Consider the following 26,359-nt stretch of genomic DNA (forward strand, 5'->3'; position numbering starts at 1 on the left):
CTGCTTCAACTTGTCATTCCCTTTGTCATGTTTTTTGCAGTCGCAAAAATCACGCCAAGCCCTTCGGGCACGGAAATGCAAGTTAAGCAAATGTTCGAAGGACGCTGCGCGCGCAGAGATATGGGCAGAGCATTGACATAATATATATCATGGTATATATTATGGTCAGGGGGAAACTATAATGCAAACAGCGAAGTTATTCCAGAATGGACGGTCTCAAGCTGTTCGACTGCCTAAAGAATATCAATTTTCAGGGGATGATGTTTATATACAGAGACATGGTGATGCAGTATTATTGATTCCCCATGAAAAAGCCTGGGAAGTATTTTTAGAAGGTTTAAATGGGTTTTCTGATGATTTTATGATTGAAGGAAGAAATCAAGATCTAGATCAAAAAAGAGAAGAACTTTGATGTATTTACTTGATACAAATATATGCATCTACGCCATCAAGAAAAAACCTATTTTTGTTCTAGAGCAAATAAAGGAAAAATCCAAACTAGGAATCTATATATCTACTTTAACCATTGCAGAATTAGAATATGGAATTGAGAATAGTTCCAAGATTGAAGAGAACAGAATAGCATTATTAAAATATTTATCTTTATTTAATATATTGCCGTTTGATGATAAAGATGCAATTCCATACGGAAAACTAAAATCTAAACTTAGAAAAGAAGGGCGAATTATCGGTCCTATAGATATGCTATTAGCAGCACAGGCATTAAGCAAGGACTTAGTATTTGTTACTAACAATACAAAAGAATTTGAAAGAATTGAAGATCTTAGATTAGAAAATTGGATAGAATAAATAGAGACTTCGAACAATCGCTTCAGCCTGACGCGCCTATTGTCATGAAAATTGCAGTCGCTTCGCTCAGCAATTTTCACGCCAATGTACGGCTCGCAGGTTAAGCGTATGTTCGAAGGACGCTGCGCACAAAAGAATTCAATTGACAACAGGGGTCAATTGCCGTACTATATAAGGACTGCGGAGGTTCAAAATGTCAATAAATCTTAAGGAAGATATAAAACCAATCTCCTATATCAAAACAAATGCTGCTGATATGATGAAATACATAAATGAAAATCATAATCCAATTATAATTACACAGAATGGTGAAGCAAAAGGTGTTCTAATGGATATTGATTCATATCAAGAAATAAAAGACGCATTTGCACTGGTGGGAATTATACAGCTTGCAGAAGATGATATAAAAAAAGGTCAAGTACAAAGTGCTGATGAGGTGTTTGCTGAATTGGAAAGGAAATACTTCTAAAAATGATCGATAAATATAAGATAACAATTCCTTCTGTAGTAAAGCAGGATATTGAAGAAATAATTTTATATTACCAAAAAGATCGCAACGATTATGCTCGACAGGTATATGATAGGCTCGTATTCAGAATTCAGACTTTGGAAACATTTCCTGAAAAAGGAAGAATTGTACCTGAATTGCAAAAAAATAATATTATTGGAATAAGAGAAGTAGTTGAGTCCTATTGGCGTATTATTTATCGCATAGAAAATGATAGTGTAATAATACTTGCTGTTATCGATGGAAGACGTAATTTGGATGATATATTAATACGTAAGTTAAAAAGAAAATTTGCCTAACAACTGCTTCAACTTGACATTTCCTTTGTCATGATTTTTGCAGTCACAAAAATCACGCCAAGCCCTTCGGGCACGGTAATGCAAGTTAAGCAAATGTTAAATTGACAAAAACAGATAAGATAATCGCGTCGACTGATTTCAATCCGTTGTCGTGGTGCATTTTCAGTTGACAATGTATATACATGACATTACCCTATAATTATGGATATTGTCTGGGACGAGGACAAGAACAATTAGCTCAAGGAAGAAAGAGGGATTTCATTTGAGGAAATCAGCGAGCAAATTTTTCATAAAAATTACATTGATATTATCGAAAACCCTACCCGTTCAGATCAGTTGTATTTTGTAATAATGATAGATGATTATACCTGGGTTGTACCCTTTCTCCTGAACGAGAAAAACCAGATAGTATTGAAGACTGCTTTCAAGAGTCGTAAGTATCATAAGCTATATGTAGGAAATGATAATGAATCATAAATTAACTAAAGAAGAACAAATAATCGAAGATAATATTGAAAATTTTAAGAGTGTATCGGAAGAAAAGCGCAAGCGTATAGAAAATATTATTGATACAACTCGTAGGAATAAAGCAATAAGTATGAGAATGTCATCTTTTGATTTGGATCTGCTCAAAGAAAAGGCCCAGCAAGAAGGAATGCCCTATCAGACTTTATTAAATACTATAATTCATAAATACGTTACAAACCAATTAATTGATAAGAATGAAGTAATTAAAACAATAAGAATAATGAAATCTAAAGAGGTAATTTAACAAGTGCATTAATCAGTCTCGCCTACTGTCATGGTTTTTGCTATTCCGGCTGCGCCGGGCAAAAACCACGCCAGCTTAACGGCTTGCAGGTTATGCAAATGTTCGAAGGACGCTGCGCGCGCAGAGATATGGGCAGAGCATTGACATAATATATATCATGGTCAGGGGGAAACTATAATGCAAACAGCGAAGTTATTCCAGAATGGACGGTCTCAAGCTGTTCGACTGCCTAAAGAATATCAATTTTCAGGGGATGATGTTTATATACAGAGACATGGTGATGCAGTATTATTGATTCCCCATGAAAAAGCCTGGGAAGTATTTTTAGAAGGTTTAAATGGGTTTTCTGATGATTTTATGATTGAAGGAAGAAATCAAGATCTAGATCAAAAAAGAGAAGAACTTTGATGTATTTACTTGATACAAATATATGCATTTACGCCATCAAGAAAAAACCTATTTTTGTTCTAGAGCAAATAAAGGAAAAATCCAAACTGGGAATCTATATATCTACTTTAACTATTGCAGAATTAGAATATGGAATTGAGAATAGTTCCAAGATTGAAGAGAACAGAATAGCATTATTAAAATATTTATCTTTATTTAATATATTGCCGTTTGATGATAAAGATGCAATTCCATACGGAAAACTAAAATCTAAACTTAGAAAAGAAGGACGAATTATCGGTCCTATAGATATGCTATTAGCAGCACAGGCATTAAGCAAGGACTTAGTATTTGTTACTAACAATACAAAAGAATTTGAAAGAATTGAAGATCTTAGATTAGAAAATTGGATAGAATAAATAGTGACTTCGAACAATCGCTTCAACCTGACTCGCCTATTGTCATGAAGGACCAAGGCGGTGCCTGATTTCCCCGCGCTGGTTAGTTTAGTTTGCCGTTTCCATTTGTGCACCTCGCTTCGCTCGCTTGCGCACAAACCGCGCCACCCCGCTCCGCTGGTCAGGCATTGCCGGTTAAGCCAGCGTTAGGCAGGCCCTGCGGGCGCCAAAAATCATAATCGAATTGACAGATAGAATATATTCGAATACATTTGAAGCAGGGAGGCAATCAATGTCAAAGACAATTACAGTAAGGCTTGATGATAATATTTATGAAATGTTCAAGAAAGCTGCAGAAGGTCAAAAAAGAACAATATCAAACTATGTTGAGTATGCAACCCTCAACTACACAGTGAATGAAACGATTGTGGATGATGCTGAAATGACTGAGATCATGGCTTATTCAGATGAGCTACAAAAAGGACTATCTGACATCAACGCTGGAAGGTACACTATTATTGAATAAATATAAAATTGCCGAGACCGAAACATTCAATAAAAAAATCAAGAATAGGAAATATGAATATCTTTATAAAAAAATTACTGACTACGTCTATCCAATATTAAGAAACAACCCTTATTTCGGTCCTAATATAAAAAAGCTAAAAGGTGAATATAAAGATATTTATCGATACAGAATTGGGAATTTCCGGCTATTTTATAAAGTTTCTGATGAAATGGTAATTGTATTCATCATTGATATTGAGGCAAGAAAAGACTCGTATAAATAATCACATAATTTGCCTAACAACTGCTTTAACTTGTCATTCCCTTTGTCATATTTTTTGCATTAGCAAAAATCCCGCCAAGCCCTTCGGGCACAGTAATACAAGTTAAGCAAATGTTATCCGAACGTGAGTAGAAAAAGAAATGCTGGAAAAATGATAGTATATATGCTATCATCTGAGGGTGGTTGTTACGATAGATACAAACGTTTTGTTCCAGGCTTTCTACAGCAGGAGAGGTGCATCACACCAGATTATTCGATCTGTACGTGACGGAACAATCGTGGCTGCGATTTCGGTTCCGGTGTTTCAGGAGTACCGGGACATTTTGACTCGCGAGGAGAACATGTCGCAACTCCGTCTGGATGGCGAACAGGTGGACACGATCATGCAGTTCCTGGCAACAGTGGGAAAACCGACGAACATCACATACACATGGCGGCCTAATCTGCGGGATGAGGGCGACAACATGTTCATTGAGCTTGCTCGCGCGAGCGGGAGCGAATACCTGATTACCAGTAATGTTCGAGACTTTATCCTGGATTCCGACCTGAATAACAATGATATCCATATCGTGACGCCAGGAGCGTTCATGTATGAGTGGAGGAAACGTAATGAGTAAGAGCACATTAACGATACGTGTTCCCGAGGAACTGAAGGACCGAATAGAGACGCTTGCGGCACAGCAAGGTGTATCGATCAATCAGTTTGCGATGTACGCGTTTACGAAGGAGATCGGAGAACTCGAGACCGGACAGCTGTTCCGGAATATGCGTCGCGGAATTGACAAGAAAATGATGTTCTCGAGACTCGACACGATACTCGATACGGTTTCGGACCGGGATGTACCGGATTGGGACCGGGCCGACATCGAAACCGGTAATATCGGATAACAACCCGATGCACTGGCCGGCTGAACGCCGCCGGTGATCGAAGTCGTTAGGACGCCTGGGGCATCCCGGGCTCCCGAGGACGGCACTCGTTATTCGGAAAGCTGCACGATCCAGGGATTGAAACCGCCTGTTCAAGGGCGATCGGTGAAGGCAATCTGGTCAGCGAGAAAGTCTTTTCTGCTGGAAAAATCAATATATTCGGCGGATAATGGACCCGGATCATTTTTACTGGATCTGGAAAAGAGGATTTCTTTTCAGAAATGCAGAACCAGTAAGGACCAAGGCGGTGCCTGATTTCCTCTGGTGTTCGTTGGATGCTATCGGGGGTCACGGCGGTGTTTGTCAAAATAGAAAACCAACGATCCTTGGAAGATGAGTGACGATGAGAACGTCAGGGTTTTCAGACCCACAGATTATGGCAATCCTGAAGAAGGAGAAAACAGAATGCCTGCTTCCGAGATCTGCCAGTAAAACAAGATCCTGCCCTTCGTCTCGACACGTGTGTACACAAGCACCTAAATCTCAGAAAAGAACGTCGCAGAGGTGAACTCCAGTTCTTCGATCCGCATCGTTGCAGGGTTTGCGAAAAAAACTGCCCGCACCTCATCAGTCTCTGCCGTCCAGTCCGTTTCTGTTACAATTAACCAATAGTGATTGGAATCCTTACCATCAACCCTAGACGGACCGATAGCTAGCCACTCATCCTGAGTTTCTTTTTGAATCACAAGAACATCGGACAAAACCGTCCTGTTGTTGGCAGTACTGCCAACAAACATGAAGAAGTAATCCTTATATTCAAAAGATTGTCTGACCAAGAAATTCCCGGCATTATTTCTTAGTAAATCGCCTCTCTCGGAAGTCAGCAACGAGCCAGATAACGGCAGACCAGCTTCCCGTAAAGCCCCTGAGTCTACCGTGTAAGACATAATTCCTTGCGAGATACAACCGACGCAATAATTTCTGTCAATCAACCTGTCAAGATCATTGAGGGTTAACGTACCCTCTGCAGATGCGCCCCAGATAAAGAGAGCTCCAAAGACCAGCCCTGCCACTAATGTCTTTCTCATTCCAATCTCCCTAAAATGCAAGAGTTAACAGGCACCCGGTAATCGTGGGCCACCACAGTCAAATACACTCTATTCAAATTTGCCCAAGGTTTCCACATTCCCCATGTTTTCTCTCGGAATCTGTGGCCCCCCATGTTTTGAGGACTCCGATTTGCCCAAATGCCACAAGAATTCCCCAGGCCACAATCGAGGAACTTTCTCAACTGGGATGTCCCTCGGGGCCGGGTTACTTAGACCGATCGACTCATGTACCTATCTGCAGTGTGGAACGGCCTCCGTCTACGCCGATTATCTGACCGGTAATCCAGCTAGCCTTCTCCGAGAGCAAGAAAACCGTTGCCGCAGCAATATCCTCGGCCTCACCCAGACGCCTGAGGGGGTGTGCTGATGCAATAGACTCGGCGAGCTTTTGATTGGAGAGTATCCCGCTGGCCAGTGATGTCTGCGTAAGGGAAGGAGCAATCGCATTGACCCGAATACCCGGGGCCAACTCCGCTGCCAGCGAAACCGTGAGGCCACTCACAGCCCCTTTTGCCATACCGATGGAAGCATGCATCGAAAAACCTTGCCGGGCTGCCACACTCGAGTAGAAAACAATGGAAGGATCTGCTTTGCTTTTCTTCAGAGCCGGCAGCACGGCCTTCACGGCGAGAGCTGCAGCTCCAGCATTAACGGTAAAGTCCTCAACAAAATCTTCCGCTGAAAGTCGATTAAGGGAACGAAGCTTGATTGTGCCGATAGCATACACCAGTCCGTCCACCGCGCCAGCATCCTCGGCGACACGGGCAAAGAGATCGCTTTCTGTGACATCTCCATGGGTGTAACCAGCATCCAGTTCATCGGCGAGCGCACTGAGCTGATCTTCGCTGCGGGCTACGAGATGAAGCCTGTATCCCTCCGCATGAAGCTTTCGAGCTGTCGCACTTCCTGTTCCTCCAGTTGCACCATATACAATAATTGTCTTGTTCATCGCAGGTTTGAATCTATGAAAACAGTCAGCCGAAGGCAAGGATAATACGGGAAGTTGGCTCGCCCCGATCTCCTTGCAGGACAAGTGCCGCTGGGAGCGCCGATTGTCAAGAAATGGACCGTGCCACAGTTCCATCACCAGGGCACTTAAAAACGACGATCAGGAATGTCGAAGCCGATCCATGATTTTGTCTGCAGTTTTCATTCCGTCAAGGGCGGAACTTACGATACCACCGGAGTAACCGGCCCCTTCGCCCACTGGATAGAGGCCTTTAACAGAAGACTCTCCCTCCTCGTCCCTGACTATCCTTACCGGAGAGGATGTTCTTGTCTCTGGCCCAAGAAAAACACCTTCCGATAGAAACCCCCGAATCTTCTTGTCAAAATGCTGCATAGCGTCCTTGATAATTTTTACTGTGAACCCTGGCAAAATATCATCAAGTTTGGCGGAACAGACACCAGGACGAAAGGAGCAATCGGCCTTTTGAGCATCAAGTCGGTCATTCATGAAGGAGAGAGCTCTCTGCTGGGGAGCAAAGCCCTTCCCTGATATCTCATAGGCCTTTTTTTCGATTTCCCGTTGCAATTCGATCCCGGAAAGCGGATCAGAGGAGAAATCCTCCGGGTGAACAGAGACAACAATAGCAGAATTAGAGAATTTACCATCTCTGGCATTGTTGCTCATTCCATTTACGCAGAACCGCTCAAACTCCGATGAAGAGTTAATCACCTCCCCCCCAGGGCACATGCAAAAGGAGTAGGCAGATCTTTTTCCCGATGGATCGTTATAGACAAGCCTGTAATCGGCAGCGGGAAGATCTTTATGGAATATCCCGTACTGAGACTCATTAATAAACTCTGATGGATGTTCAATCCGCGCACCAATTGCAAATCCTTTCTTTTCAAGGGAAACGTTATTCTTTCTGAGCATCTCATAACTATCCCTTGCTGAATGACCAATCGCAAAAATTATTTTCTCGAAGAAAAGCTCCCTCTTTTTTGATGTCCTTATTCCACGGATTGCTCCATCTTTTATCACAAGATCGAGAACCTTCTCTTCAAAGTGGAAAACGCCTCCCAAAGATTCAATCGTTCCTCTCAGGTTTTTCAGAACACCCACGAGAAGATCTGTCCCCAGGTGAGGCTTGGAATCATAGAGAATATTCGCTGGTGCGCCGCACATAACAAGACGGTCGAAAATCCATGAGATACCTGGTTTGTTCACCCTTGTGGTGAGCTTTCCGTCGGACCAGGTCCCTGCCCCGCCCTCCCCAAAAAGAGCATTGCTTTCGATGTTGAGAAGGCCCTTGTTTCTCAGAAGAGAGATATCCCTCATCCTCTCATCGACCCTTTTGCCCCTTTCAATCACAACAACCGAGGCTCCCCGCTCGGCAAGGCGAAGAGCAGCAAAAAGACCGGCAGGGCCTGCACCGACAATGAGCATCGACGTATTTTCTGATCTTGTAAGGACTTGCGGAGAAGGCTCACTCCAGGGATGAAGATTTTTCTTATCAATCCCGAGGGGCCCTTCAACTAACACCCGATATTTCCAGTGGACCTTGTTTTTCTTTCGAGCATCAAGCGATTTTTTGAGAATCCGTATGAACTGTAGTGAAGGATCAACATGTCTAACAATCGAAGAGAGGTTCTCTTCTTCTTCGTGGGGCATTAAAACAACATTTTCTAACTCATATAACACAAAAAATTACCTGTATAGCGAAGCCTGCGGTCGTTATTATAAAAAATAAAATTCAAACGCTCTTGGTGCACAGATTTTCATGATCGATTTCTGCAGGAATCCCGATCCTGCTCCATTGACGCAACACCCTTGCCGTCACTATAAACAGCTGCCCGTTTTCAGATCAATCCAGGGCACCGCGCCCCTCCTCAGGATGTCGCGGTCAACAGGTGCTCCACAGGCAGTCGCTCCTCCAGCACTCTGGACTCCCCAAAAATGATAATAATCATCAGTTTGTCGAGAAATCGGGATGAGGCCATGTCTGAGTCGACTCCGGAGCTCCGGAACATCCCTCCGCCCTGTCCTTTCGGGCCGGCCTTAAGTATGAACTATCTCAATAATACTCTTCGTGCGATCAGGGAAGGGAGTCATGAAAATCCATGACTCCCTTGTCGCGGGTCAGCTTTTTTGTACTTCCTTCACAGACCACAATTCAATGTAGCCCCTCCAGCCCTGCGGCTCCAACTGTAACCTCGGATTATCCTTGTCCCACGCGTAGCCATACAGCTCGGGCCTGAATTTCTTCAGCTGCTCCTGCATGGAGCAGATTGCATCCTCGAAATGGACATCATCGTAGGGCTCGCCCTGAAACACCATCATTCGACACGCCGGGAGGTCGATGATCTCGAATCCTTCAGGAATGTCCCCATCGTAGGAAGAAGAAACCTCTACCCCCTGGACGTACTCGCTTCCGCCAGATCTCATGCGGGGTGGCAACCAGATGCCGGCTGGCTCGTGGAGGGCCTCTTTAATGCTTACCAGAAGGCCCCAGACATCGCCGCCGACCTCTTCGCAGTATTCGAAGTAATCGGAAGCTTTCGTTCCTCGCCGCAGAATCAGCTTGCGCGCAGGGCGTTCGACAACCTGTGTAAAAACCACACAGACCTTTTCCTGTGCTTTTTCCATGAGAGACTCCTTGTGTCTTTTTTTGTAGAGGTGCTGGAATTCCACGCCGTAGGGCAAGAACAGCTGCACGGGTCCGGGCTTTTTTGCATATCGCTTCGGCGTAACGCCAAATTCCCTGCTAAAAGCCCTGGTGAACCCTTCATGCGAGTCAAAGACGAAATCAAGAGCGACATCAAGGATCCGTCTATCTCCATCCCGCAGGACAAGCGCTGACTTCGTCAGGCGCGCCCTCCTGATGTACTCAAATGGAGGGACCCCGGTCAGTTCCCTGAACATCCGCGCACAATGGTACGGGCTGTAACAGGCGACAGTCGCGAGCTGCCGCATTGTAATCGGTTCCTGCAAATGCCGCACGATGTAGTCCTGCATCCGCTGCACCGCCTTGACTACTTGCTCTTCTTTGTCCCCAGCCATTTCGCTTCCGCACCTCCCGAGGCCATCATGCAAGACATTAGGAGGCAAAATCTTGACCGTCCTTGCTAATCTGTTGTCAGACCCAGTCAGCCTGTCGTATCCAGACGGACAAAGGGCGAAGCAGGTTTCCATAGATGAGAAAAAATACGGTTTTGACCTCTCAGATCAAGCGCCCCTCAACCTCTTGTTCTTCCAGATGCGCTCCAATGGGGTCTTCACATGATGCCAGGAAAGCCGGCCCCTGCTGAAACTCTTCCTCGGTAACCAGGCACGCCTCCAGGCGAGCCTCGATCTCGGCACGGTTCATCCCGATGCCAATATGTACAATTTCCTGTTTCCGGTCACCCCACTCGCCCGCAAAGGCCTCACGGATCCTGTCTCGAGACTCGGCATCTTCCGGCCAATCCTTTTTTGGGACCGCCGCCCACCAGTACCCTGCAAGATCAATCTGCTTCTGTGTTCCTGCCTGCGAGAAGAGAAAGATGTAATCTGGTTGCGTGGCAATCCAGAAGAATCCCTTTGCCCGTATCAGGTTGTCCTGGTCGGCCTCCCAATACTTTGTTAGCCGCCCGGGGTGGAAGGGCCTTCTTGCGCGAAAGACAAAGCTGGATATCCCGTACTCTTCAGTCTCAGGAGTATGGTCAGCACGCAGCTCATCTTTCCAGGCGGCTGTTTCTTCGGATTCTTCAAGATCAAACAGGCCGGTATCAAGGATTTCGCTGAGATCAATCATTCCGTAGGTAGTTTCGATCTGGCGAGCCGAAGGATTGAGCGCCGCAAGCAGGCAGGATATCTTTCTCAGGGTATCTTCATCGACCAGATCAACTTTATTCAGGACGATCACATCGGCAAACTCGACCTGATCGGTGAGCAGATGGGCCACTGTTCGCTCATCGTCGTCTGCAACCTGCTCCTTGCGATCTTCGAGCATATCCTGCGAAGAAAGGTCGTCAAGAAACCGCGATGCGTCCACAACGGTCACCATGGTGTCAAGCCGGGTCAGCTCGCGAAGACTAATCTGGTTCTCGTCCTCAAAGGTAAAGGTCTGAGCGATCGGCAGGGGTTCCGAAATTCCCGAAGACTCGATGAGAAGATACTCAAAGCGGTCTTCCCGCGCCAGACGGGCAACCTCTTTCAACAAATCTTCCCGCAAGGTGCAGCAGATGCAACCGTTCGACATCTCAACCAGAGCTTCCTCGCTCCGGCTCAGCGCAGCCTCACCACCTCTCACCAGTGATGCATCTATGTTGATCTCGGACATGTCGTTGACGATGACTGCAACGCGCAGATCCTGCCGATTTGCCAAGATGTGATTCAGAAGCGTTGTCTTGCCTGCACCAAGATAGCCCGAGAGGACTGTTACAGGGAGTTTTGCCTTCATGATGGATTGGTATCACAAGGTATTACTCTTGTGCAACCATCTCCTCCTCATATTGCCTCAGCGTCTCGGGGCGATCCTGCAGGAGCCGGGCTACCGGGGGCCTGGATCTCCGGTCTCGTTTACCTCAAACTGGGTTACAAGGGAAGCCAGGCCATCGATAAGATCCTTGTTCTCAGCCATTTCCGAGGTCACATCGGTGATGGCAGTGTTGATTTCTCCCAAGCCGGCCCTCATTTCCGTCATGCTCTCCTTCACCTGACCGCTGATTTCTCTCAGGCGGGTAATTTCTTCAAGGACCGTTGCACGACCTGTTCCGATCTCTCCAGCACCAGAGGTTACCTCGGTCATGAGCCCCTTCATTTTTTCAAGGGCCGTGAGAATCTCGCGGCCTCCGGTATTCTGTTCCTCCAGAGCATGTCGAATTTCCTCCCCCAGGTAGCTCACGGTCATGATCATTTCGAGGACCTGGGCAAAGGTAGTTTCCGCCTCTCCGGACGTCCCTGCTACACCATCAATAAGGCCCTTTATGCTTTTCAGAGAGGCCCCGGTTGCCTTGGACTGCTGGGTTGTTTTTTCTGCCAGAGAGCGAATTTCATTTGCCACGACGGCAAAACCCTGCCCGTACTGTCCCGCGTGGGCCGCCTCGATAGCTGCATTCATGGCCAGCAGGTTGGTTTGCGCTGCAACAGACGAAATTACCTTGTTTGCTTCCAATAGACTTTCCGACTCCAGGGCGACTTTCTGAAGATGGCGATTGACGGCACCGACCTGCTCTTTGCCGCCCTCAGCTGCCTTAACCAACTCTTTTATTCTTTCGTCCGACTGCCCAACGGTATTACCGATGGAAACAATATTGGATATCATCTCTTCAATCGAGGCCGATGATTCCGAAACAGCTCCAGCCTGTTGGGTAATAATCCTTTCAAGCTCGTTAATGTTCCTGTCAATCTGCTCCACGGCCGAGCTTGACTCGGAAACGCTTGTGCCCTGGCGGTCAATCAACCCCGCGATACTTTCAATGTTCGCCGATATTTCGTTAACAGCGGCCGCCGTCTCTTCCATATTCGACGAAAGGCTCGCCCCCTGCTCATTCAGTCGGTAGGCTGACTTCCGTATCTGAAGGATCATCTTTTCCAGGGAAGAGGTGAAGAGATTGAAACTTTCGGCCAGCAGGCCAATCTCGTCGGTGGTGTCCACGGGAATTCGCTTGGTAAGATCACCCTTCCCGCGAGCGGCTTCTTCCAGAGACGCAACGGTGCGGCAAATTGGCTTGACGACTCTGGAGGATATAAAGAGCAGAAGCCCCCCCATAAGAGCCAGTCCGGCAATGGCAATAATCGACTGAATCAGAAGAAGCGTGGCGAACCTCTGCTGCATCTCACGAGCCCGTTCCTCCACCAAGGCATCGATATCATCTGTATAGGCTCCAGTACCGATCGCCAGATCGAAGGGTTCAAAATATATGCTGTAGGATCGTTTTGGTTCGGGCTCGGTCTCTCCCATCTTGGGGAAGTAGTAGTTTACAAAATCGCCACCGGCCATGGCCGCTGCAAGAATGTCCTGAATCAGGTAATTCCCCAGAGCATCCTGGAGATTGATTCTGCTCTTGCCCTCCACATCCTCCCGTCCGTAAAGCACCACATTAACGCCTTCGCCGGTATCAGCCCAGAAATAACCGTCGGCCGTATCCTCAGGGTGGAGAGCGTAGCGGATCTCCCTGAGCAAGGAGACGCCCGTTTCATAAGCAGCCTCTCTGGAAAGAATCCCCTCCCGGGCAAGGCGATCAAGTTCCTCCAGCATGGTGTAGGCTGTTTCTACCTGAAACCGGATAAGTCTATCAAAGGAGGTTCGAAGTTCCTGATCGAGATCGTCCAGAGCAGCGCGGTTGCTGTCGGAAATTATAACAAGCGAAGCAAGAGTAATCGCCAGAATAGTGACAAATCCCACCCCGAGAATCCCAACCATCAGAGTTCTCTTCAAACTCTTCCGTTTTGCTTCCATGGATGACTCCTGAACAGCCACTCTGTATCTACGTCTACAAAGTATAGAACCGGCAAAGACGGATTGCAAATGTACAACTGCTCCCGAAATGGCTGGCCCTGGTTCATGGAACGCTTTAGCCAAGACTGAAGGTTCGAAACGTCCTTCGGGAGTTAATTTTCCCGGCGAGTCCGGGGTTCTTGCGACACAGCTTCTGGAGCACCTCCACGCAGGCCTGTAAATCGGCATCGACTGGCTCAAGATCAGCCTCAAGACCACCGATTACCTCGTTCAGGTCACGGATCTCCTGATCCTTCTCGTCCAGACTCTCGCTCAGTTTGCGATAATCCCGAACCAGTGTCAGAAAGTCTCGGGTATACAGACCGATGGCATAGGCGAAAGAATCACGGTCATTCCGACAGAGTTGACCGGGGTCAACCTCAAAGAGACTCTCGATCCCCTTATAGGAGTCAAGGATTGCCTTGCGATAATCGTTCAGATAGTCTGTGTAGGTTCGCCCGATCAGACTGGTTGATATCATGGAAAACAGGGTGACACTCACGATGATCCCCGTGACCCAGAGAACGTTATGCCGACGTTGCGCATGAAACTGGAGGCCTTTCTTCATGAGGATCTCCCAGTCTCCGGCACTCACCACGTAGCTGTTGAGCCCGTTGTACCGCCGCGAAAGCGAGGTTTCGGCTTCGCTCTCTGACAGGTCCCGGTAATTCTGGCCATAGTTCCGGCGATCACCCCGTTGCAGATAGATCCAGTCTTCTTCCCTGCTGTGTTCCCCGAGAATCCTGAGGACGTCGCTACTATCAGCGGGATCACGGGCTTCGAGATCCGCCTGCAATCTCTCGCGGGCTCTTTCGCTACTGTCTTGGATGTACCCCAGGGGTCCCCAGACTGTCGTGGTGGCGCTGAGCAGAATCAGAATGGCCAGAACGAAAAACCCAAGCCATCCCACGGTAGCCTCGCAAGAAGAAGAATCCGATTTGAGCGCAATAAAGCGGAGCATTTTGATGTTACGCAAGAGCCTGAAGAGACGGGTGAGACGCAATGCTCTCAGCAGCTTGGTGGAACGGATGATCCCCACCGAGAGCCCCCCGGCAGCCAAAAAATCGGCAACAACAAAGTCAGCCGAACCTGTCAGGGACGCCAGTAGCGATACAACGAGAAAAATGAGAGCCAGCATACCTGGCAGAGCCGCCAGACTGTCGGTGACAGCGGTAAAGAGTGTGAGCCGCCCCTCCTTCTTCCATGAAATAAAGCGAACGAGCAGAACCAGAAAAACAAGATCAAAAAAAAGGTTCAAGGTCCCAAAAACAAGCATTGGTTGTGCAGTGAGAGCCAGCTCGTAGGGGATCATCACCAGAATGGAGCAGAGAATGAAGGCAAACTCCAGCAGGGAGATGTTGTGTTGTGCTTGCTGATGGATTTCCAGATCTTCGAAGTTTTTCCTGATCTCCTCGTAACGAGCCTCAAGATTCATGCCGTTTCCTCTCGGTGTTTGCGGATTATCTGTTGCACAAGCGCCTGATGTTCCATCAGGAAATCGATAACCTTCCGGTAGTATCGGTCAGGCTGGAGTTCCCGTTCCATCCCCTGCTTTATTTTACGGCTTCTCAGGGGCGATTCATTGTGTATCAGGGGGAACTCGGAACGAACCGATTCAAGGATTGCCCGTATCAGGTTTGGAAGCAACGCGGTCCGGGCGGCCTCCCCCCGGGAGGGCCTCATTTGTATCTGCAGAGCCAGATCTGTAGTCTGATCGTCCAGGGTCCACCCCGGGTCTGTGGTGATTCTTCTGAAACACCCCTGCACCGCAGAGTCGCAAGCTGTCAAAAGTTCGTGCTTTTCGTTTACGTAACCCACATTCGTCTTGCGACCGACCATCACGATTGCATGGTTATGGATCATGCTTATATAAAACAGTTTTTTCAGATATTCAAAACTGCTCCGAATATTGTCGGTGGTCTTGAGTTTCAACCCTAACCGATCAAATTCTTCCCGGATGCTCACGCCGGGATCTGCCGTGGCCGCACCGATCCTGCTCATGAGTCCCAGCAGAACCTCGGTCACCATGGCCTGATTGAAAAAGCGGAACTCCTGGAGAACGTCGTCGGGGTTCCGTTCGAAACTCAACGTGAAATATTTCAGGGCGAAGGGATAATGCTGACTAAAATTGTCGGCGTGGATTCCCATGGTGCAGTAGTCCATGGTGAGCATGATTCCGTAGAAATTGGAGCGGGTCATGTTCTTGACCAGAAATCCGGGACGGATCTGGCTGATTCTGGTCTTGGGATTCAGCTGAAGGTAGCTCCTCTTGGAAAGCTCGATAAAATCCTGCCATCCCACATCAAAAAAGCTGTTGTCAGTGATCCAGTTCTCCCGAATCGCCCGATGCAACAGAGGGAAAAGTGGTTTTAACTCCTGCAGAGAGCGTACACTCCGCACTTTGGCAGCGATATCGGGCTTGACCTGCTGGAAAAGGTCTCCCAGTTGTTTGCACACGAACTTTCTCAGAATGAGGGCCATGACTTCCTGTTCCTTCCGGTTCAAGGGAACATTTTCCCGCTGGACAACATCGTCCAGGATAACTGAAGGACGCTCACTCATGCCGGATCTCCTGGAAAGGGCCTTAACATAAGGCGCTCAATTCTCGCACCGTTGAATCTCTCATCATCACAGGTCCGTCCCCACAGTCTCACCCCCACAGGTGGTCTCACAGGAAACTGCGCGTTTCTTGCGTGCAGGTGTTCTCGGAAGATTTTTCCCATCTACCGACAGTCTCGAAGTTTTCAGGATCATTATCCAGTTTTTTTATGAAATTCGGAGAAACCTGAAGCTTCTCCTGCCGTGACTGACGTGATAAAACTGACATGATAAAGTAGCAGTCATGAACGATAACTCTGTCCAATCACCAGGCCGGACCAGGGGATTGGAAATTGAAGCACTCTTTCACCGGCACGTAGAAAGAGACCCAACCATACGAAACGCCTATCTGCTGGTACATTCCGATACCTTGGGTATCCATATGAACCTCGCAGCAGGACCAGGAGAGGGACAGGGAGTGTCCCCGCAGCAACCTGTCTTTATGGCCAGCGTGGGGAAGCTCTTTACGTCGGTCATTCTGGCGACCTTGCATGAACAGGGAGTTCTGTCCTTTCACGATCCCATCGAGCGCTACCTTCCCCCGGAAATGATGAAAAACCTGCATGTATGGAAGGGAAAGGATTATTCTTCCAACATCCAGATCCGGCATCTTTTAAACCAGACCTCGGGTTTACCCGATAATTTCTTTCCTCTCCTCAAAAAAGTGATGGCCGACCACACTATCTCCATGACGCCGCAAGACGCCGTTGAATGGACAAAAGGGAATTTGACACCCCGGGCAGCGCCTGGCAAGCGGGCACATTACACCGATACGAACTACCACCTTCTGGGACTGATCGTCGAGGAGGTCTGCGGGGAACCCTTTCATATTGTCCTGAAAAAGGTAATCTTTGATCCGGTGGGGATGAAAGGGGCTTATATGCTCCATCGATCCGAACCGGCAGCACCTTCCTCCTGCCCCGAGGCGGGCTTCTACATCGGGGAAACCAGGCTGAACAATCTAAAGGCGCTCGCCGGTATTGACTACGCCGGCGGTGGCGTGGTGGCACCAATGGAAGATTTGCTTTTGTTCATGAAAGCTCTGGTGGGACTTCATCTGGTGTCGAGGGATACGCTGGCGATCATGAAGGACGACAAGGCAAACCTGTACCCCGGCTTTGATTATGGATACGGCATCTGGCAGGTGCGGCCTGTTCCGCTTCTTATTCCCCCACAGTATGATTCGTGGGGTGTGCTGGGAGCAACAGGGGCGTACATGTTCTACCATCCAGCGCTGGAGACCTATCTGATTGGCAGCTTTAATCATACATCATGGCAGAAAAAGTGCGTGCGCTTCATGTTTAAGGTCATGCGCCTGTTGCATGGCCTGAAATGACGTGAACCACCAAAAGGCCCGCCAGAGGCAGCCCCGCCGGTGATAAATCAGTCCCCCTCTGCCCTTGCACGCACCAGGGGCTGCCGGACATACTGGGGGGGTGACACGGGATCTGCAGAAAGAACTTCGACGAAAATTGAAACACGCCTTTGGCTTCTCAACCTTCAAGGCAAATCAGGAAGAGATCGTTCAGGCCACTTTGAACGGACGCGATGTATTTGCCGCCCTGCCTACGGGGGGCGGCAAATCTCTGTGCTATCAACTGCCCGCCCTGTTCCGGGAAGGCATCACCGTGGTAGTGAGCCCCCTTATCGCTCTTATGAAGGATCAGGTTGACGGAGCCCGCGAGAATGGCCTGGCTGCGGCCTATCTCAATAGTAGCCAAAGTTCGGATGCGGCCAGAACCGTTTGGCGTGATCTTGCCGCTGGACGGGTAAAGCTCCTCTATGTCTCACCGGAACGCCTGGCCGGAGCGGAGTTCCGCGATGCCCTGAAGCAATTCGGAGTCAGTGCTTTTGCTGTTGATGAAGCTCATTGTGTCTCGGAGTGGGGTCATGAGTTCCGTCCGGACTACCGAACCCTGCGATGCCTCCGCACGGAGTTTAACACCGTGCCAATTTCGGCCTTCACCGCTACCGCTACCCAGACAGTACAGGACGATATTGTCACGCAGCTGGAGCTACGGGACCCCCTGATCGTTCGCGCTGGTTTCAACCGCCCGGAACTCAGCTACCGCGTGGCGCGCAAACACTCAGTGGAGCAGCAGATTCTTGATTTCCTGCAAGACCACCCGGGCGAGCCGGGGATCATCTACCGTTCCACCCGAAAATCCACCGAGCTGACCGCCGAAAAGCTCCGGGCTGCCGGCATTGATGCCAGGCCGTATCACGCCGGGCTTCCTGACACGGAACGGGGCCGAGTGCAAGAAGACTTTGTTCGGGATTCCCTGCAGGTTGTGGTAGCTACCATTGCCTTTGGCATGGGCATCGACAAATCCAACGTCCGATGGGTTCTCCACGGCGATCTTCCGCGCAGCCTGGAAGGATACTACCAGGAGACCGGCCGGGCGGGACGGGATGGCGAAAAGGCTGATACCTTGCTGCTCTGGGGCTCCCAGGACATGGCAATCATCCGGCGACATATTGCACATATGCAGGTTGATGAGGAACGTCGAGCGGCAGAACAGCGTCTTTACGAGGTTCTCCGGTACGTCGAGACCTCCCTCTGTCGCCGAACCAGTCTGCTGTCCCACTTTGACGAGAGTTTTCCCGGCAACTGTGGGGCCTGCGATATCTGCCTTGGTGAGGTTGAGTTTTCCGACTATACCGTGCCAGCACAGAAAATTCTTTCTGCAGCGGTGCGAACCGGCGAAGTCTTTGGAGCCCATCACCTGATCGATATTGTCACAGGCACCACCACAGAGAGGGTTCTGGAGCGGAGACACCAGGAACTACCCACCTTTGGAGTTGGAAGCGATCATGACCGGCCCTGGTGGCTTGGCCTCATCCGGGATCTGGAGGCTGCTTATTTTGTCGCTCGCCATGAGGGTGAAGGCGGGCGTCCTGGGGGCTTTTTCTTGACGGGCCGGGGGCGTCGCCTTCTTCAGGGCAGGGAACACTTTTCCTCCGCAAGAGACTTTGCACCAACCAGTTCGCCACACCCAGGAATGACCATCGGTTCGACGAGGACACTCTCCGGCGTCTCCCGGAAGAAGTCCGCCAGTAATACCCCGCAACCCCTGCGCCCTCACCAGGAAGAGCTCTTTGTCTGTCTCAAGAAATTCCGCAAAAAACTTGCCGCCGAGCGAGGAGTTCCTCCCTACATCGTGTTTAGCGATAAAACGCTCCGGGTCATGGCAATGAACAGACCCACCGACGCACAGGCTCTGCTGCGCTGCCACGGAGTTGGTGATCGCAAGCTTGAAGCCTACGGAGAGCAGTTCCTTGAAATCATCCGGGGGTTTCTTTCCCCACGGGACGTCTCATCGGAGACCTCGCCGGAGAATGGAGAAAAATCCTAAGATCGGACTGTCTTATCGGGCCGATTTTCCCAAGTTTCCTGTGCCATCCGGTACGTATCCAGAACGGTCTGGCTGAAGCAAACCATTCGCACCAGCCTGGGTTGCTGGTGCGTTGCAAGGAAGGTCTCGATACCATCTACCGCCACAGCCGCTGCCTGATCCAGAGGATACCCGTAGGCACCGGTGCTGATAGAGGGGAACGCCATGGTCTCGATCTTCATGGAGCAGGCCAGCTCCAGCGACCGCTGGTAGCAGGAGGCCAGAAGATCAGCCTCGTTCAGATGGCCTCCGCGCCATATGGGACCTACCGTATGAATCACCCAGGATGCGGACAATTGATATCCCGGGGTGACTTTGGCATCACCCGTGGCACAGCCCTGAAGGGCCCGGCAGGCCTCGAGCAATTCCGGTCCTGCTGCCCGATGAATGGCACCATCCACCCCACCCCCGCCGAGGAGTGTTTCATTCGCTGCGTTTACCAGGGCGTCTACCTTTTGAATAGTGATGTCACCCAGGATAATTTGAAATCGCTTCACCGATTCCTCTCATTTGTTTCCCTCACCGGGGGCACCACTATACCGGAGCGTGGGCCCTCAAAAATCAGTTCGAACCCCGTTAACCTGAAGGCCGATCATGTTGGGAGGCCCTTCCCATCCCCGCAAAATCCGCGCAGAAACGATCACTGCCTTATCAGGGTCATGGGGATGAGGGATTCGTCCAATGGGGCGAATCCCGAGCACCAACCCCTCCATGTTCCGCTCAGCAGAAAATATACGCTCCCGATTGCCTCGTTGGATCACCATATCATAACCGCTTATTTTCTCAATGCCGAAGGGATGGAGGGATCGGGTTTCGTTTGCTACCCGCACCGTGACAGGATCTCCTTCCTTGTACCAGTTTTGGGGGAAAAATGGAGAAAACATCGACTCGGTATAGGTGATTATGCCGAACTCCTCTAATACCGGCGCCATGGTCTTCATGGATCTCTGGTAATATTCCATGAAGGCCTCGGGACTCTGTGGCCTGTGACGCGAAGACGACATTCTCTTCAGGGCATCATCTTCATTGTCCCAACGGGTCCAAACCATCTTGTTTGAGGTACTATCAAATATGTGCCAGGCGTAAAAGACCGCACCGATCCCATCCTGAAAGGACTCTGTTATGTAGGCCATGTAACCGCCCTGGGACCAGCCGATCAGAAACATCCGGGGCCGTTCCCGATGCGTCTCCCAAGCATAGAAAAACTCGCTCTCCATGGCTCGGGCAAGGCCCATACCGTGAGGATTTGGCATATAGTAATTTCCGGTGACAATCTCCTGGTACGTTCCTCCCTGGCTTCTCCCGACTGCATAGGATCGCTCAACAACAGGATTCAAATGGGGTGGAACATCATGATGGAGCAATCGGGATTGGTGCGTGGTGTCGATACGATCTTCCCTGATCCTGGAAAAAAGCCGGGTTTCGGAATCTGAAAACAGGGCATGGTAGGCAACCCGCAAGGTACTCGCCAATTCTCCCTGGTCGGTGAATTGCAGCAGGTAAAGGGAATATTCCATGACGTCTATACCGGCTATCTCGGCGATCAGGACGTTTTTTCCAAAGCTCTCATCCTGAATATATCCCCAATACACGTGATGCAAGGTAAATATGGGATCTTCCACAAGAGGAGTCATTGCAGAATTGTTCGCAATATGGGCCTGCAAAAAGCGTTGATCCACGGCCTGACCGGTGTATTCCGCAGGGTCAAAGGGCTCAATCGAAAGTTTATTTCCCGCAAGAAACTCCGGAAGGTTCAGAGCGGTAATATTGTTGTTCCCCGATTGAGAGAAGTGGCGGTCAAGGGAATCGAGCCTCTGTGGTCTGCGGTTTCTCCGGGCTGATACTCCGGTGAGGACCGTGAACAAGAGAAAGACAACAAGCAACGAGACAGCGACGCCACGCAGGGGATATTTCGAAGGGACTGTCATGAGGGGGCTCCTTTGGAAAGGCTTGCACAACTATTGTATAGTAGAGCCATCAAGGTCTGTCAAATTTCTCCTGAGACTCTTACAAAATACGCCATGATGCGGGCCTGTTTCCAGGGAGTATTTCCCGAGCGCATCCTGCACCTTCTCCATTTTCGGGTGGAGTTATCTGCCCGAGACAGAGTATCATGAAAGACAGAGGAGGAAACCACGATGTTTCATGGCGCACAGAACCGCAGAGCAGGGATGGAGATATCACGGAAGGTGATTACAGGGTTACTGCTCTTTGGCCTTTCTTCAGCTCACCTGCTGGCTTCGGAGATATCAATTAACGTCAGATGGGGCACCTTCAGTCCCACTCAACTAACAGGGGCACTGGTGCTTCCGGAGCAGCTCGATGGCTCCCAGGAGTTCGTCCAGGGACGGAACGACACCTCTCAAGATGGTCATGTTTCGTCTGGAGGAGGTGATCTGCGAGGCATGTCCATGAACTCCCTCAGCTGGACAATACAACCAGCCCGACACGGTTTGTACCAGCTCTATTTATTCCCTCAGGCTGAATCGGGAATCAATATGAGGGCCTGGGACAGCCAGGTGGTTGTCGAGGTAGAGATCGATGGAGAAGTGCACCGCCTGGATCCGCCTTCCAGCAGCAACGGCAACGCCTGGCATGCCCTGACGCTCAACGGTGCAACGGGAGAAATCCACCAGCCCCAGCGATTTTTCCCGGTGCGCCGAATGATCTATGGAAATGTTCGCAACGCCCAGGATGGTGAGCCTTTGGCCGGTGTAACCGTTCGTCTGACCGACGCGCTCTCGGGAACTTCCCTGGAGAGCCACGAGACCGTAACGAGCAACACCGGATTCTATGTGATTCACAGTTTCCCCATGGGCCGTTACAACGTGACCTTTGAACAAGAGGATTTTATTGCAGCGACATCCTCGGTTGACTTTATGCGCCATGATCTTCCAACGCTTCGGAACGCCCTCCTCTCGCAGGATAACTTGCCCCCCAGCTCCATCCGGATAGCACTCTCCTGGGGCGCAAATCCTCCTGATCTTGACGCACATCTGAGGGGTCCCGGCGATGACGATACACCCTTCCACATTAGCTACCACAACATGAGAATCTACAACGAGCGTCACTATCTGGATGTGGATGCCCGCGAAGGTTATGGGCCGGAGACAATCACCATTAATGGTCTTGATTCAGGAACGTACCAATACACGGTCCACGACTTCACAAACAGGCGCAACCGCAACTCCTGGGGACTGGCCGGGAGCGGTGCGCGGGTAACGGTGTACCATGGAAGCCAACAGGTAGCGGAGTTTCCCGTTCCGCAACGGGAGGGGACCGTCTGGGATGTTTTTACCGTAGACGGAGATACAGGAAACCTCACTCCCGTGAATGACCTGAGGTTCGCCGAAACCCCCTGACCGAAACCCGGGCGCCCTGGGGCGCCCGGCGCAGCTGATCCATCACCCGACAGATCACACTTCTCTTTTCTCTTTCATGACCGGCCCGGGGCCAAGAGAGTATTGCCATGGAACCCGAGGGACAAGTTCCGGCAAGACTGACAGGACCACCCCTTTCGGGCTAGACTGCTGGAGATGCACAGCCCTGGACGAATCAAAACCACAGTCAACGAGAAATCGTTCCGGAACCAGGCAGGTCCCTCTTCCGCAAAAGAGAGCGATTCCTGGTTCTCCACGCTCCGCGAAGGCATTGTGCTGGGCTTCCGCACCTTCACGAACCTTGCAACGGTGCTGGTTCCCGCAGGTTTTGCAGTCTTCCTCCTTCAGCTTTCCGGGCTTCTTGAGGGACTTGCTTCACTGCTGGATCCCCTGATGGCCCTGGCCGGGCTACCCGGAGAGGCTACCCTGGTTGTTACAACCGGTGCCCTGGTTACAATTTACCCGGCCATTGGCATGATAACGTCCTTGCAGTTCTCCACGGCCCAAATCACCGTCATGGCCCTGATGATCCTGATCTGCCACAATCTTTTTGTTGAAACTGCGGTCCAGGCTCGCGTGGGATCCCACCCGGTACGCATTGTGATGGTTCGCCTTGTAACAGCCCTGGTGGTGGGCATTCTGGCGGGGAGGTTCCTGGGCCTCCAGACTGAACCAGTCCGAGCAACGGGAGCAGGTTTTTCTCTGGAATTTCCCGGCTGGACCGCTGCGGGGATTGCCCTTCAGAGATGGGTCGTCGATACCGCCGGAACCCTGGCCCATATTCTCTGGCTCGTGGTGGTGCTTATGGTCATCCAGCGTTTTCTTCGGTCCAGCGGCATACTCCCGGGGCTGGCACGGCTCTGCGAACCTCTGGTTGCAGCCTTCGGGCTGCCCCGCAGCACAGCCTTTCTCTGGCTTGCAGGTAATACCCTGGGCCTTACCTACGGCGCTGCGATTATTCTTGAAGAGCGACACCGGGGCGATCTCGGCCAGGAGGAGGCCGATCTGGTTAATCATCACCTGGCAGTATCCCATAGCCTTCTGGAAGATACGCTGCTCTTTGTCGCGCTCGGTGCCAGCGCTGTGGTTCTGATCATTCCACGACTCGTGGCAGCCTTTCTGGTGGTACACCTGCGACGCTTTGAGCTTGGTCGCCGAGGTTTTCCGCCACCCCCTTTATCGCCCTGAGCTGGCTTGCTGGCTTGCGGGCTGGCTGGCAGAAGGAACCCGGGGAAGATAGCAAAGCAGGACGGCGCCAGCCACCAGACAACCCGCTCCTGCCACGAGAAAGGCCGGCCGGTAACTACCCAAAAGCACAGCGTGTTCTGCAACTGCTCCGGCAGATGTTCGAGCCAGGTAGACTGCCTCCGCTTCGACCCGCATCAGACGTGCCGCAAGAAAAGGTCCTGCCAACCCGCCCACCCCGTAGGCAGAATACATCCACCCGTAGTTGGCCCCAATATTCCTTGTCCCGAACAGATCAGCCGTAACCGCCGGATAGATCGCCAGGTATCCCCCAAAGCACAACCCAACCAGACTGATTCCAAGTAAAAAGAGGGGATAGCTCCTCATTCCGTCAAGGAGAAGAAGAACCACCCCGCAAAGCAGAAACATCGCGACCAGGGTGTTTTTTCTGCCGATAGAATCAGAGACTTTTCCCCACAGGATTCTCCCCGAGGAATTGAAAACTGCCAGGACAGAGACGGCGGTCGTGCCCAGGGCGCTGACGCCCATAAAGGTGATCTCTGGAATTGGCGAGGCCATCCCGGCCATGCTGAAAGACTCCCATATGGGGGCAACCTTCATGATCACCTGCAAACCGGCGGCGCATCCTACAAGATAGCTGGCCCAAAGAAGCCAGAACAGCGGCGTTCGAAGCATCTCCGAGGGAGAAAAATCGGGAGTTCCTGTCTCTCCTTGCTCGATATCCCCGGGAGCCCAACCGGGAGGAACGAAACCGGGCGGCGGATTCCTCAGAAACTGCGCCCCTGTCAGGGTGGAGCAAAAAAAGATCCCCCCCAAGGCAAGGAAGGTCCCGAAGAGACCCAGGTGGGGAAGCGGGAAAAGACCGACACCAAAAATTTGATAGGCCCCTCCGGAAATCAATCCCCGCGCCAGGGGAGCAAAGAAAAACGCTCCGGCCCCAAAGCCCGCCACGGCCAGTCCTGTTACAACCCCCCGTTTGTCGGGAAACCATTTTACACATGTCGCGATGGGGCAGACATAGGCCATGCCGATTCCGAACCCACCCAGGAGAGAAAAACTCCCGATAAGCCAGACCAGCGCCGCCGGAGAAGGAAAGAACTGACTGAACCAGGAGAGAACCAGCCCCAAACCAAGAAGCGCCCCTCCAGCCAAGGCCACCCTCCTCGGACCAAAACGGTCCTGCAACCTCCCCCCCAGGACAACGGCCAAGGCAAAAAAGGCCAACACCAGCTGGGCCGGAAGTGTCACAGCTGTCTCCGACCAGTCGGGGAAAGCCGCCATAAGGGGAGTCTGAAAGACGCTCCAAATATACACTGCCCCCAGGCTCACCTGGATAATCAGTGCTCCGACAACGACAAGCCAGCGATGTGAGTCTGCTTCCCGATTCATGACCGCTCCCCTGATTCTATTTCACTATTCCTGCTTATCATACCGAATGGATTCTTTTGTATCTACATCATTTATTCGAAGGATCATAGCAGGAAATTTACAAGAATGTTCCAAATCTTGGGAATAAAAAGTGATCTCCCTTTATCTAAAACAGTATGTTGGATATAGTACGTTGCAACGAGCTGTAAGCAATAATTGCATATTTATAGTGAAGGACATTCAACAGTGCCTGAATACAGAATTCATTTTATGTGGCAGGAGAAGCTTCGGACCCTGAAAGCAAAAGACCTGGACATGACACACCCCTATTTTGTTTCCCTGGAAGATCTTGTATTTCCACCTCCCAGCTCTGTCATCATTGGCCCTGACGACGACGAGTTGCGAAGAACCTTCGGAGAGGCCCGCAGCATCATGCTTCCCTTTCAGAGTGTCCAACTCATTGAAGTTCTCCAGGAAACAGGCGCCGGCCCTTCCGGGAAGGTCATCAAGTTCGAGAAACCAGAAAAGAACGTACCAAAAGAACATACGCAGGAAGAAAATGACGAATAACCTAGACACCAGCACCTTTGTGCTATCCACGCTACGGAAAATTATCCGGGCCATTGATATACATTCACGCCAGCTCTCAAAACAATACGGTCTGACGGGCCCTCAACTGGTGGTGATCAGCGAGATTGGGCAGTACGGGTCCATGACCATCGGGGAGCTGGCCCGCCGCATCAGTTTGAGCCAGGCCACGGTAACAACGATCCTGGATCGCCTCGAGATAAAAGGGCTGGCCACACGGATGCGCGGAAGCGAGGACAAACGCCGTGTCTACGTGAGTATCACCGAGAAAGCCCAGGAAATACTTGAAACTCACCCGAACTTTCTGCAAGAAGGTTTTGTAAAGCGCTTCAATGCCCTCGAGGATTGGGAACAAACGCTGATCCTCTCTTCGATCCAGCGCATTGCTGCCATGATGAATACCTCGACTCTCCCTCCCGAGGCCTACGACATTGATCCCGATCCGGAAGGATAAGGC

General features: G+C 50.3%; 28 protein-coding genes. 17 read left to right on the plus strand and 11 right to left on the minus strand.

The annotated features are described in order from the left end of the window. Window positions 1-181: 181 nt before the first annotated feature. The 11 genes from vapB (BW950_RS07710) (at window position 182) to BW950_RS07765 (ending at window position 4,852) form a co-directional block, all read left to right on the plus strand. The gene (gene vapB / locus BW950_RS07710; protein ID WP_076488726.1) at window positions 182-412 is read left to right on the plus strand and encodes a type II toxin-antitoxin system antitoxin VapB; all 231 of its coding nucleotides are present in this window, start codon (window positions 182-184) and stop codon (window positions 410-412) included. Continuing rightward, window positions 412-810 carry a type II toxin-antitoxin system tRNA(fMet)-specific endonuclease VapC gene (vapC, locus tag BW950_RS07715; RefSeq protein WP_076488727.1) on the plus strand — a complete coding sequence of 133 codons (399 nt, stop codon included), beginning with the start codon at window positions 412-414 and terminating at the stop codon, window positions 808-810. The genes vapB (BW950_RS07710) and vapC (BW950_RS07715) overlap by 1 nt, the downstream gene beginning before the upstream one ends. Window positions 811-1,003: 193 nt before the next feature. Then, window positions 1,004-1,279, plus strand: coding sequence for a type II toxin-antitoxin system Phd/YefM family antitoxin (locus BW950_RS07720; protein WP_083943843.1), 276 nt, complete (start codon window positions 1,004-1,006; stop codon window positions 1,277-1,279). Window positions 1,280-1,281: 2 nt separating this feature from the next. After that, window positions 1,282-1,617 (plus strand): type II toxin-antitoxin system RelE/ParE family toxin, encoded by a 336-nt coding sequence (locus tag BW950_RS07725; RefSeq protein WP_076488728.1) that lies wholly within the window; start codon window positions 1,282-1,284, stop codon window positions 1,615-1,617. A gap of 466 nt (window positions 1,618-2,083) precedes the next feature. Next, the gene (locus tag BW950_RS07735) at window positions 2,084-2,389 is read left to right on the plus strand and encodes a hypothetical protein (RefSeq protein ID WP_076488844.1); all 306 of its coding nucleotides are present in this window, start codon (window positions 2,084-2,086) and stop codon (window positions 2,387-2,389) included. 177 nt (window positions 2,390-2,566) lie between these two features. After that, window positions 2,567-2,797, plus strand: a complete 231-nt coding sequence (gene vapB, locus BW950_RS07740) for a type II toxin-antitoxin system antitoxin VapB (RefSeq protein WP_076488726.1) — start codon at window positions 2,567-2,569, stop codon at window positions 2,795-2,797. Beyond that, window positions 2,797-3,195 (plus strand): type II toxin-antitoxin system tRNA(fMet)-specific endonuclease VapC, encoded by a 399-nt coding sequence (vapC, locus tag BW950_RS07745; RefSeq protein WP_076488727.1) that lies wholly within the window; start codon window positions 2,797-2,799, stop codon window positions 3,193-3,195. The genes vapB (BW950_RS07740) and vapC (BW950_RS07745) overlap by 1 nt, the downstream gene beginning before the upstream one ends. Window positions 3,196-3,466: 271 nt before the next feature. Continuing rightward, window positions 3,467-3,700 carry a CopG family transcriptional regulator gene (locus BW950_RS07750; RefSeq protein ID WP_076488729.1) on the plus strand — a complete coding sequence of 78 codons (234 nt, stop codon included), beginning with the start codon at window positions 3,467-3,469 and terminating at the stop codon, window positions 3,698-3,700. Next, the gene (locus BW950_RS07755; protein WP_076488730.1) at window positions 3,642-3,965 is read left to right on the plus strand and encodes a type II toxin-antitoxin system RelE family toxin; all 324 of its coding nucleotides are present in this window, start codon (window positions 3,642-3,644) and stop codon (window positions 3,963-3,965) included. The genes BW950_RS07750 and BW950_RS07755 overlap by 59 nt, the downstream gene beginning before the upstream one ends. Window positions 3,966-4,143: 178 nt before the next feature. Further along, window positions 4,144-4,581 (plus strand): putative toxin-antitoxin system toxin component, PIN family, encoded by a 438-nt coding sequence (locus tag BW950_RS07760; RefSeq protein WP_076488731.1) that lies wholly within the window; start codon window positions 4,144-4,146, stop codon window positions 4,579-4,581. Further along, entirely contained in the window at window positions 4,574-4,852 is a 279-nt protein-coding gene (locus BW950_RS07765) for a toxin-antitoxin system HicB family antitoxin (protein ID WP_076488732.1), read from the plus strand. The genes BW950_RS07760 and BW950_RS07765 overlap by 8 nt, the downstream gene beginning before the upstream one ends. A 515-nt stretch (window positions 4,853-5,367) precedes the next feature. Here the strand turns inward: BW950_RS07765 and BW950_RS07770 are convergent. The 8 genes from BW950_RS07770 to BW950_RS07805 form a co-directional block, all read right to left on the minus strand. Then, window positions 5,368-5,919 (minus strand): hypothetical protein, encoded by a 552-nt coding sequence (locus BW950_RS07770; protein ID WP_076488733.1) that lies wholly within the window; start codon window positions 5,917-5,919, stop codon window positions 5,368-5,370. 244 nt (window positions 5,920-6,163) lie between these two features. Further along, a complete protein-coding gene (locus BW950_RS07775; RefSeq protein WP_076488734.1) occupies window positions 6,164-6,889 on the minus strand; it encodes an SDR family NAD(P)-dependent oxidoreductase in 726 nt (241 codons plus the stop codon). Window positions 6,890-7,048: 159 nt separating this feature from the next. After that, a complete protein-coding gene (locus BW950_RS07780; RefSeq protein WP_076488735.1) occupies window positions 7,049-8,557 on the minus strand; it encodes an NAD(P)/FAD-dependent oxidoreductase in 1,509 nt (502 codons plus the stop codon). A gap of 468 nt (window positions 8,558-9,025) precedes the next feature. Then, window positions 9,026-9,946, minus strand: a complete 921-nt coding sequence (locus BW950_RS07785) for an AraC family transcriptional regulator (RefSeq protein WP_076488736.1) — start codon at window positions 9,944-9,946, stop codon at window positions 9,026-9,028. A gap of 160 nt (window positions 9,947-10,106) precedes the next feature. Then, complete coding sequence (locus BW950_RS07790; protein WP_076488737.1) at window positions 10,107-11,327, minus strand: GTP-binding protein; 1,221 nt, start codon at window positions 11,325-11,327, stop codon at window positions 10,107-10,109. A 90-nt stretch (window positions 11,328-11,417) separates the two neighbouring features. Then, window positions 11,418-13,292 (minus strand): methyl-accepting chemotaxis protein, encoded by a 1,875-nt coding sequence (locus BW950_RS07795; protein ID WP_159438757.1) that lies wholly within the window; start codon window positions 13,290-13,292, stop codon window positions 11,418-11,420. Between the two features lie 151 nt (window positions 13,293-13,443). After that, a complete protein-coding gene (locus tag BW950_RS07800) occupies window positions 13,444-14,802 on the minus strand; it encodes a hypothetical protein (protein WP_076488739.1) in 1,359 nt (452 codons plus the stop codon). Continuing rightward, entirely contained in the window at window positions 14,799-15,929 is a 1,131-nt protein-coding gene (locus BW950_RS07805) for a hypothetical protein (protein ID WP_076488740.1), read from the minus strand. Before BW950_RS07805 ends, BW950_RS07800 begins: the two co-directional genes overlap by 4 nt. Window positions 15,930-16,209: 280 nt before the next feature. Here BW950_RS07805 and BW950_RS07810 point away from each other — a divergent pair, with 280 nt between their 5' ends. Both BW950_RS07810 and recQ read left to right on the plus strand, forming a co-directional pair. Further along, window positions 16,210-17,301 carry a serine hydrolase domain-containing protein gene (locus BW950_RS07810; RefSeq protein ID WP_076488741.1) on the plus strand — a complete coding sequence of 364 codons (1,092 nt, stop codon included), beginning with the start codon at window positions 16,210-16,212 and terminating at the stop codon, window positions 17,299-17,301. Between the two features lie 100 nt (window positions 17,302-17,401). Then, window positions 17,402-19,321: a DNA helicase RecQ gene (gene recQ, locus BW950_RS07815; RefSeq protein WP_234969059.1), complete on the plus strand. Its 1,920-nt coding sequence runs from the start codon at window positions 17,402-17,404 to the stop codon at window positions 19,319-19,321. On the opposite strand, the gene BW950_RS07820 is transcribed toward recQ, so the two are convergent. Together BW950_RS07820 and BW950_RS07825 are read right to left on the minus strand one after the other, a co-directional pair. Then, complete coding sequence (locus tag BW950_RS07820) at window positions 19,318-19,857, minus strand: O-acetyl-ADP-ribose deacetylase (protein ID WP_076488742.1); 540 nt, start codon at window positions 19,855-19,857, stop codon at window positions 19,318-19,320. The genes recQ and BW950_RS07820 overlap by 4 nt on opposite strands. Before the next feature lie 57 nt (window positions 19,858-19,914). Further along, window positions 19,915-21,288: a hypothetical protein gene (locus tag BW950_RS07825; RefSeq protein WP_076488743.1), complete on the minus strand. Its 1,374-nt coding sequence runs from the start codon at window positions 21,286-21,288 to the stop codon at window positions 19,915-19,917. Between the two features lie 210 nt (window positions 21,289-21,498). Here BW950_RS07825 and BW950_RS07830 point away from each other — a divergent pair, with 210 nt between their 5' ends. Then, a complete protein-coding gene (locus BW950_RS07830) occupies window positions 21,499-22,722 on the plus strand; it encodes a carboxypeptidase regulatory-like domain-containing protein (RefSeq protein WP_076488744.1) in 1,224 nt (407 codons plus the stop codon). Between the two features lie 174 nt (window positions 22,723-22,896). Further along, window positions 22,897-23,928, plus strand: a complete 1,032-nt coding sequence (locus BW950_RS07835; RefSeq protein WP_076488745.1) for a hypothetical protein — start codon at window positions 22,897-22,899, stop codon at window positions 23,926-23,928. Here BW950_RS07835 and BW950_RS07840 read toward each other — a convergent pair. Next, window positions 23,917-25,335: an L-lactate MFS transporter gene (locus BW950_RS07840; protein WP_076488746.1), complete on the minus strand. Its 1,419-nt coding sequence runs from the start codon at window positions 25,333-25,335 to the stop codon at window positions 23,917-23,919. The two genes, BW950_RS07835 and BW950_RS07840, sit on opposite strands and share 12 nt — an antisense overlap. 225 nt (window positions 25,336-25,560) lie before the next feature. Here BW950_RS07840 and BW950_RS07845 point away from each other — a divergent pair, with 225 nt between their 5' ends. Next, on the plus strand, window positions 25,561-25,884 hold the full coding sequence (locus BW950_RS07845; protein ID WP_143559173.1) for a DUF1820 family protein: 324 nt from the start codon (window positions 25,561-25,563) through the stop codon (window positions 25,882-25,884). After that, window positions 25,874-26,356 carry a MarR family winged helix-turn-helix transcriptional regulator gene (locus BW950_RS07850; RefSeq protein ID WP_018525153.1) on the plus strand — a complete coding sequence of 161 codons (483 nt, stop codon included), beginning with the start codon at window positions 25,874-25,876 and terminating at the stop codon, window positions 26,354-26,356. The genes BW950_RS07845 and BW950_RS07850 overlap by 11 nt, the downstream gene beginning before the upstream one ends. Window positions 26,357-26,359: the final 3 nt, after the last annotated feature.

It is taken from the genome of Alkalispirochaeta americana, assembly GCF_900156105.1.
Taxonomy (GTDB): Bacteria; Spirochaetota; Spirochaetia; order DSM-27196; family Alkalispirochaetaceae; genus Alkalispirochaeta; species Alkalispirochaeta americana.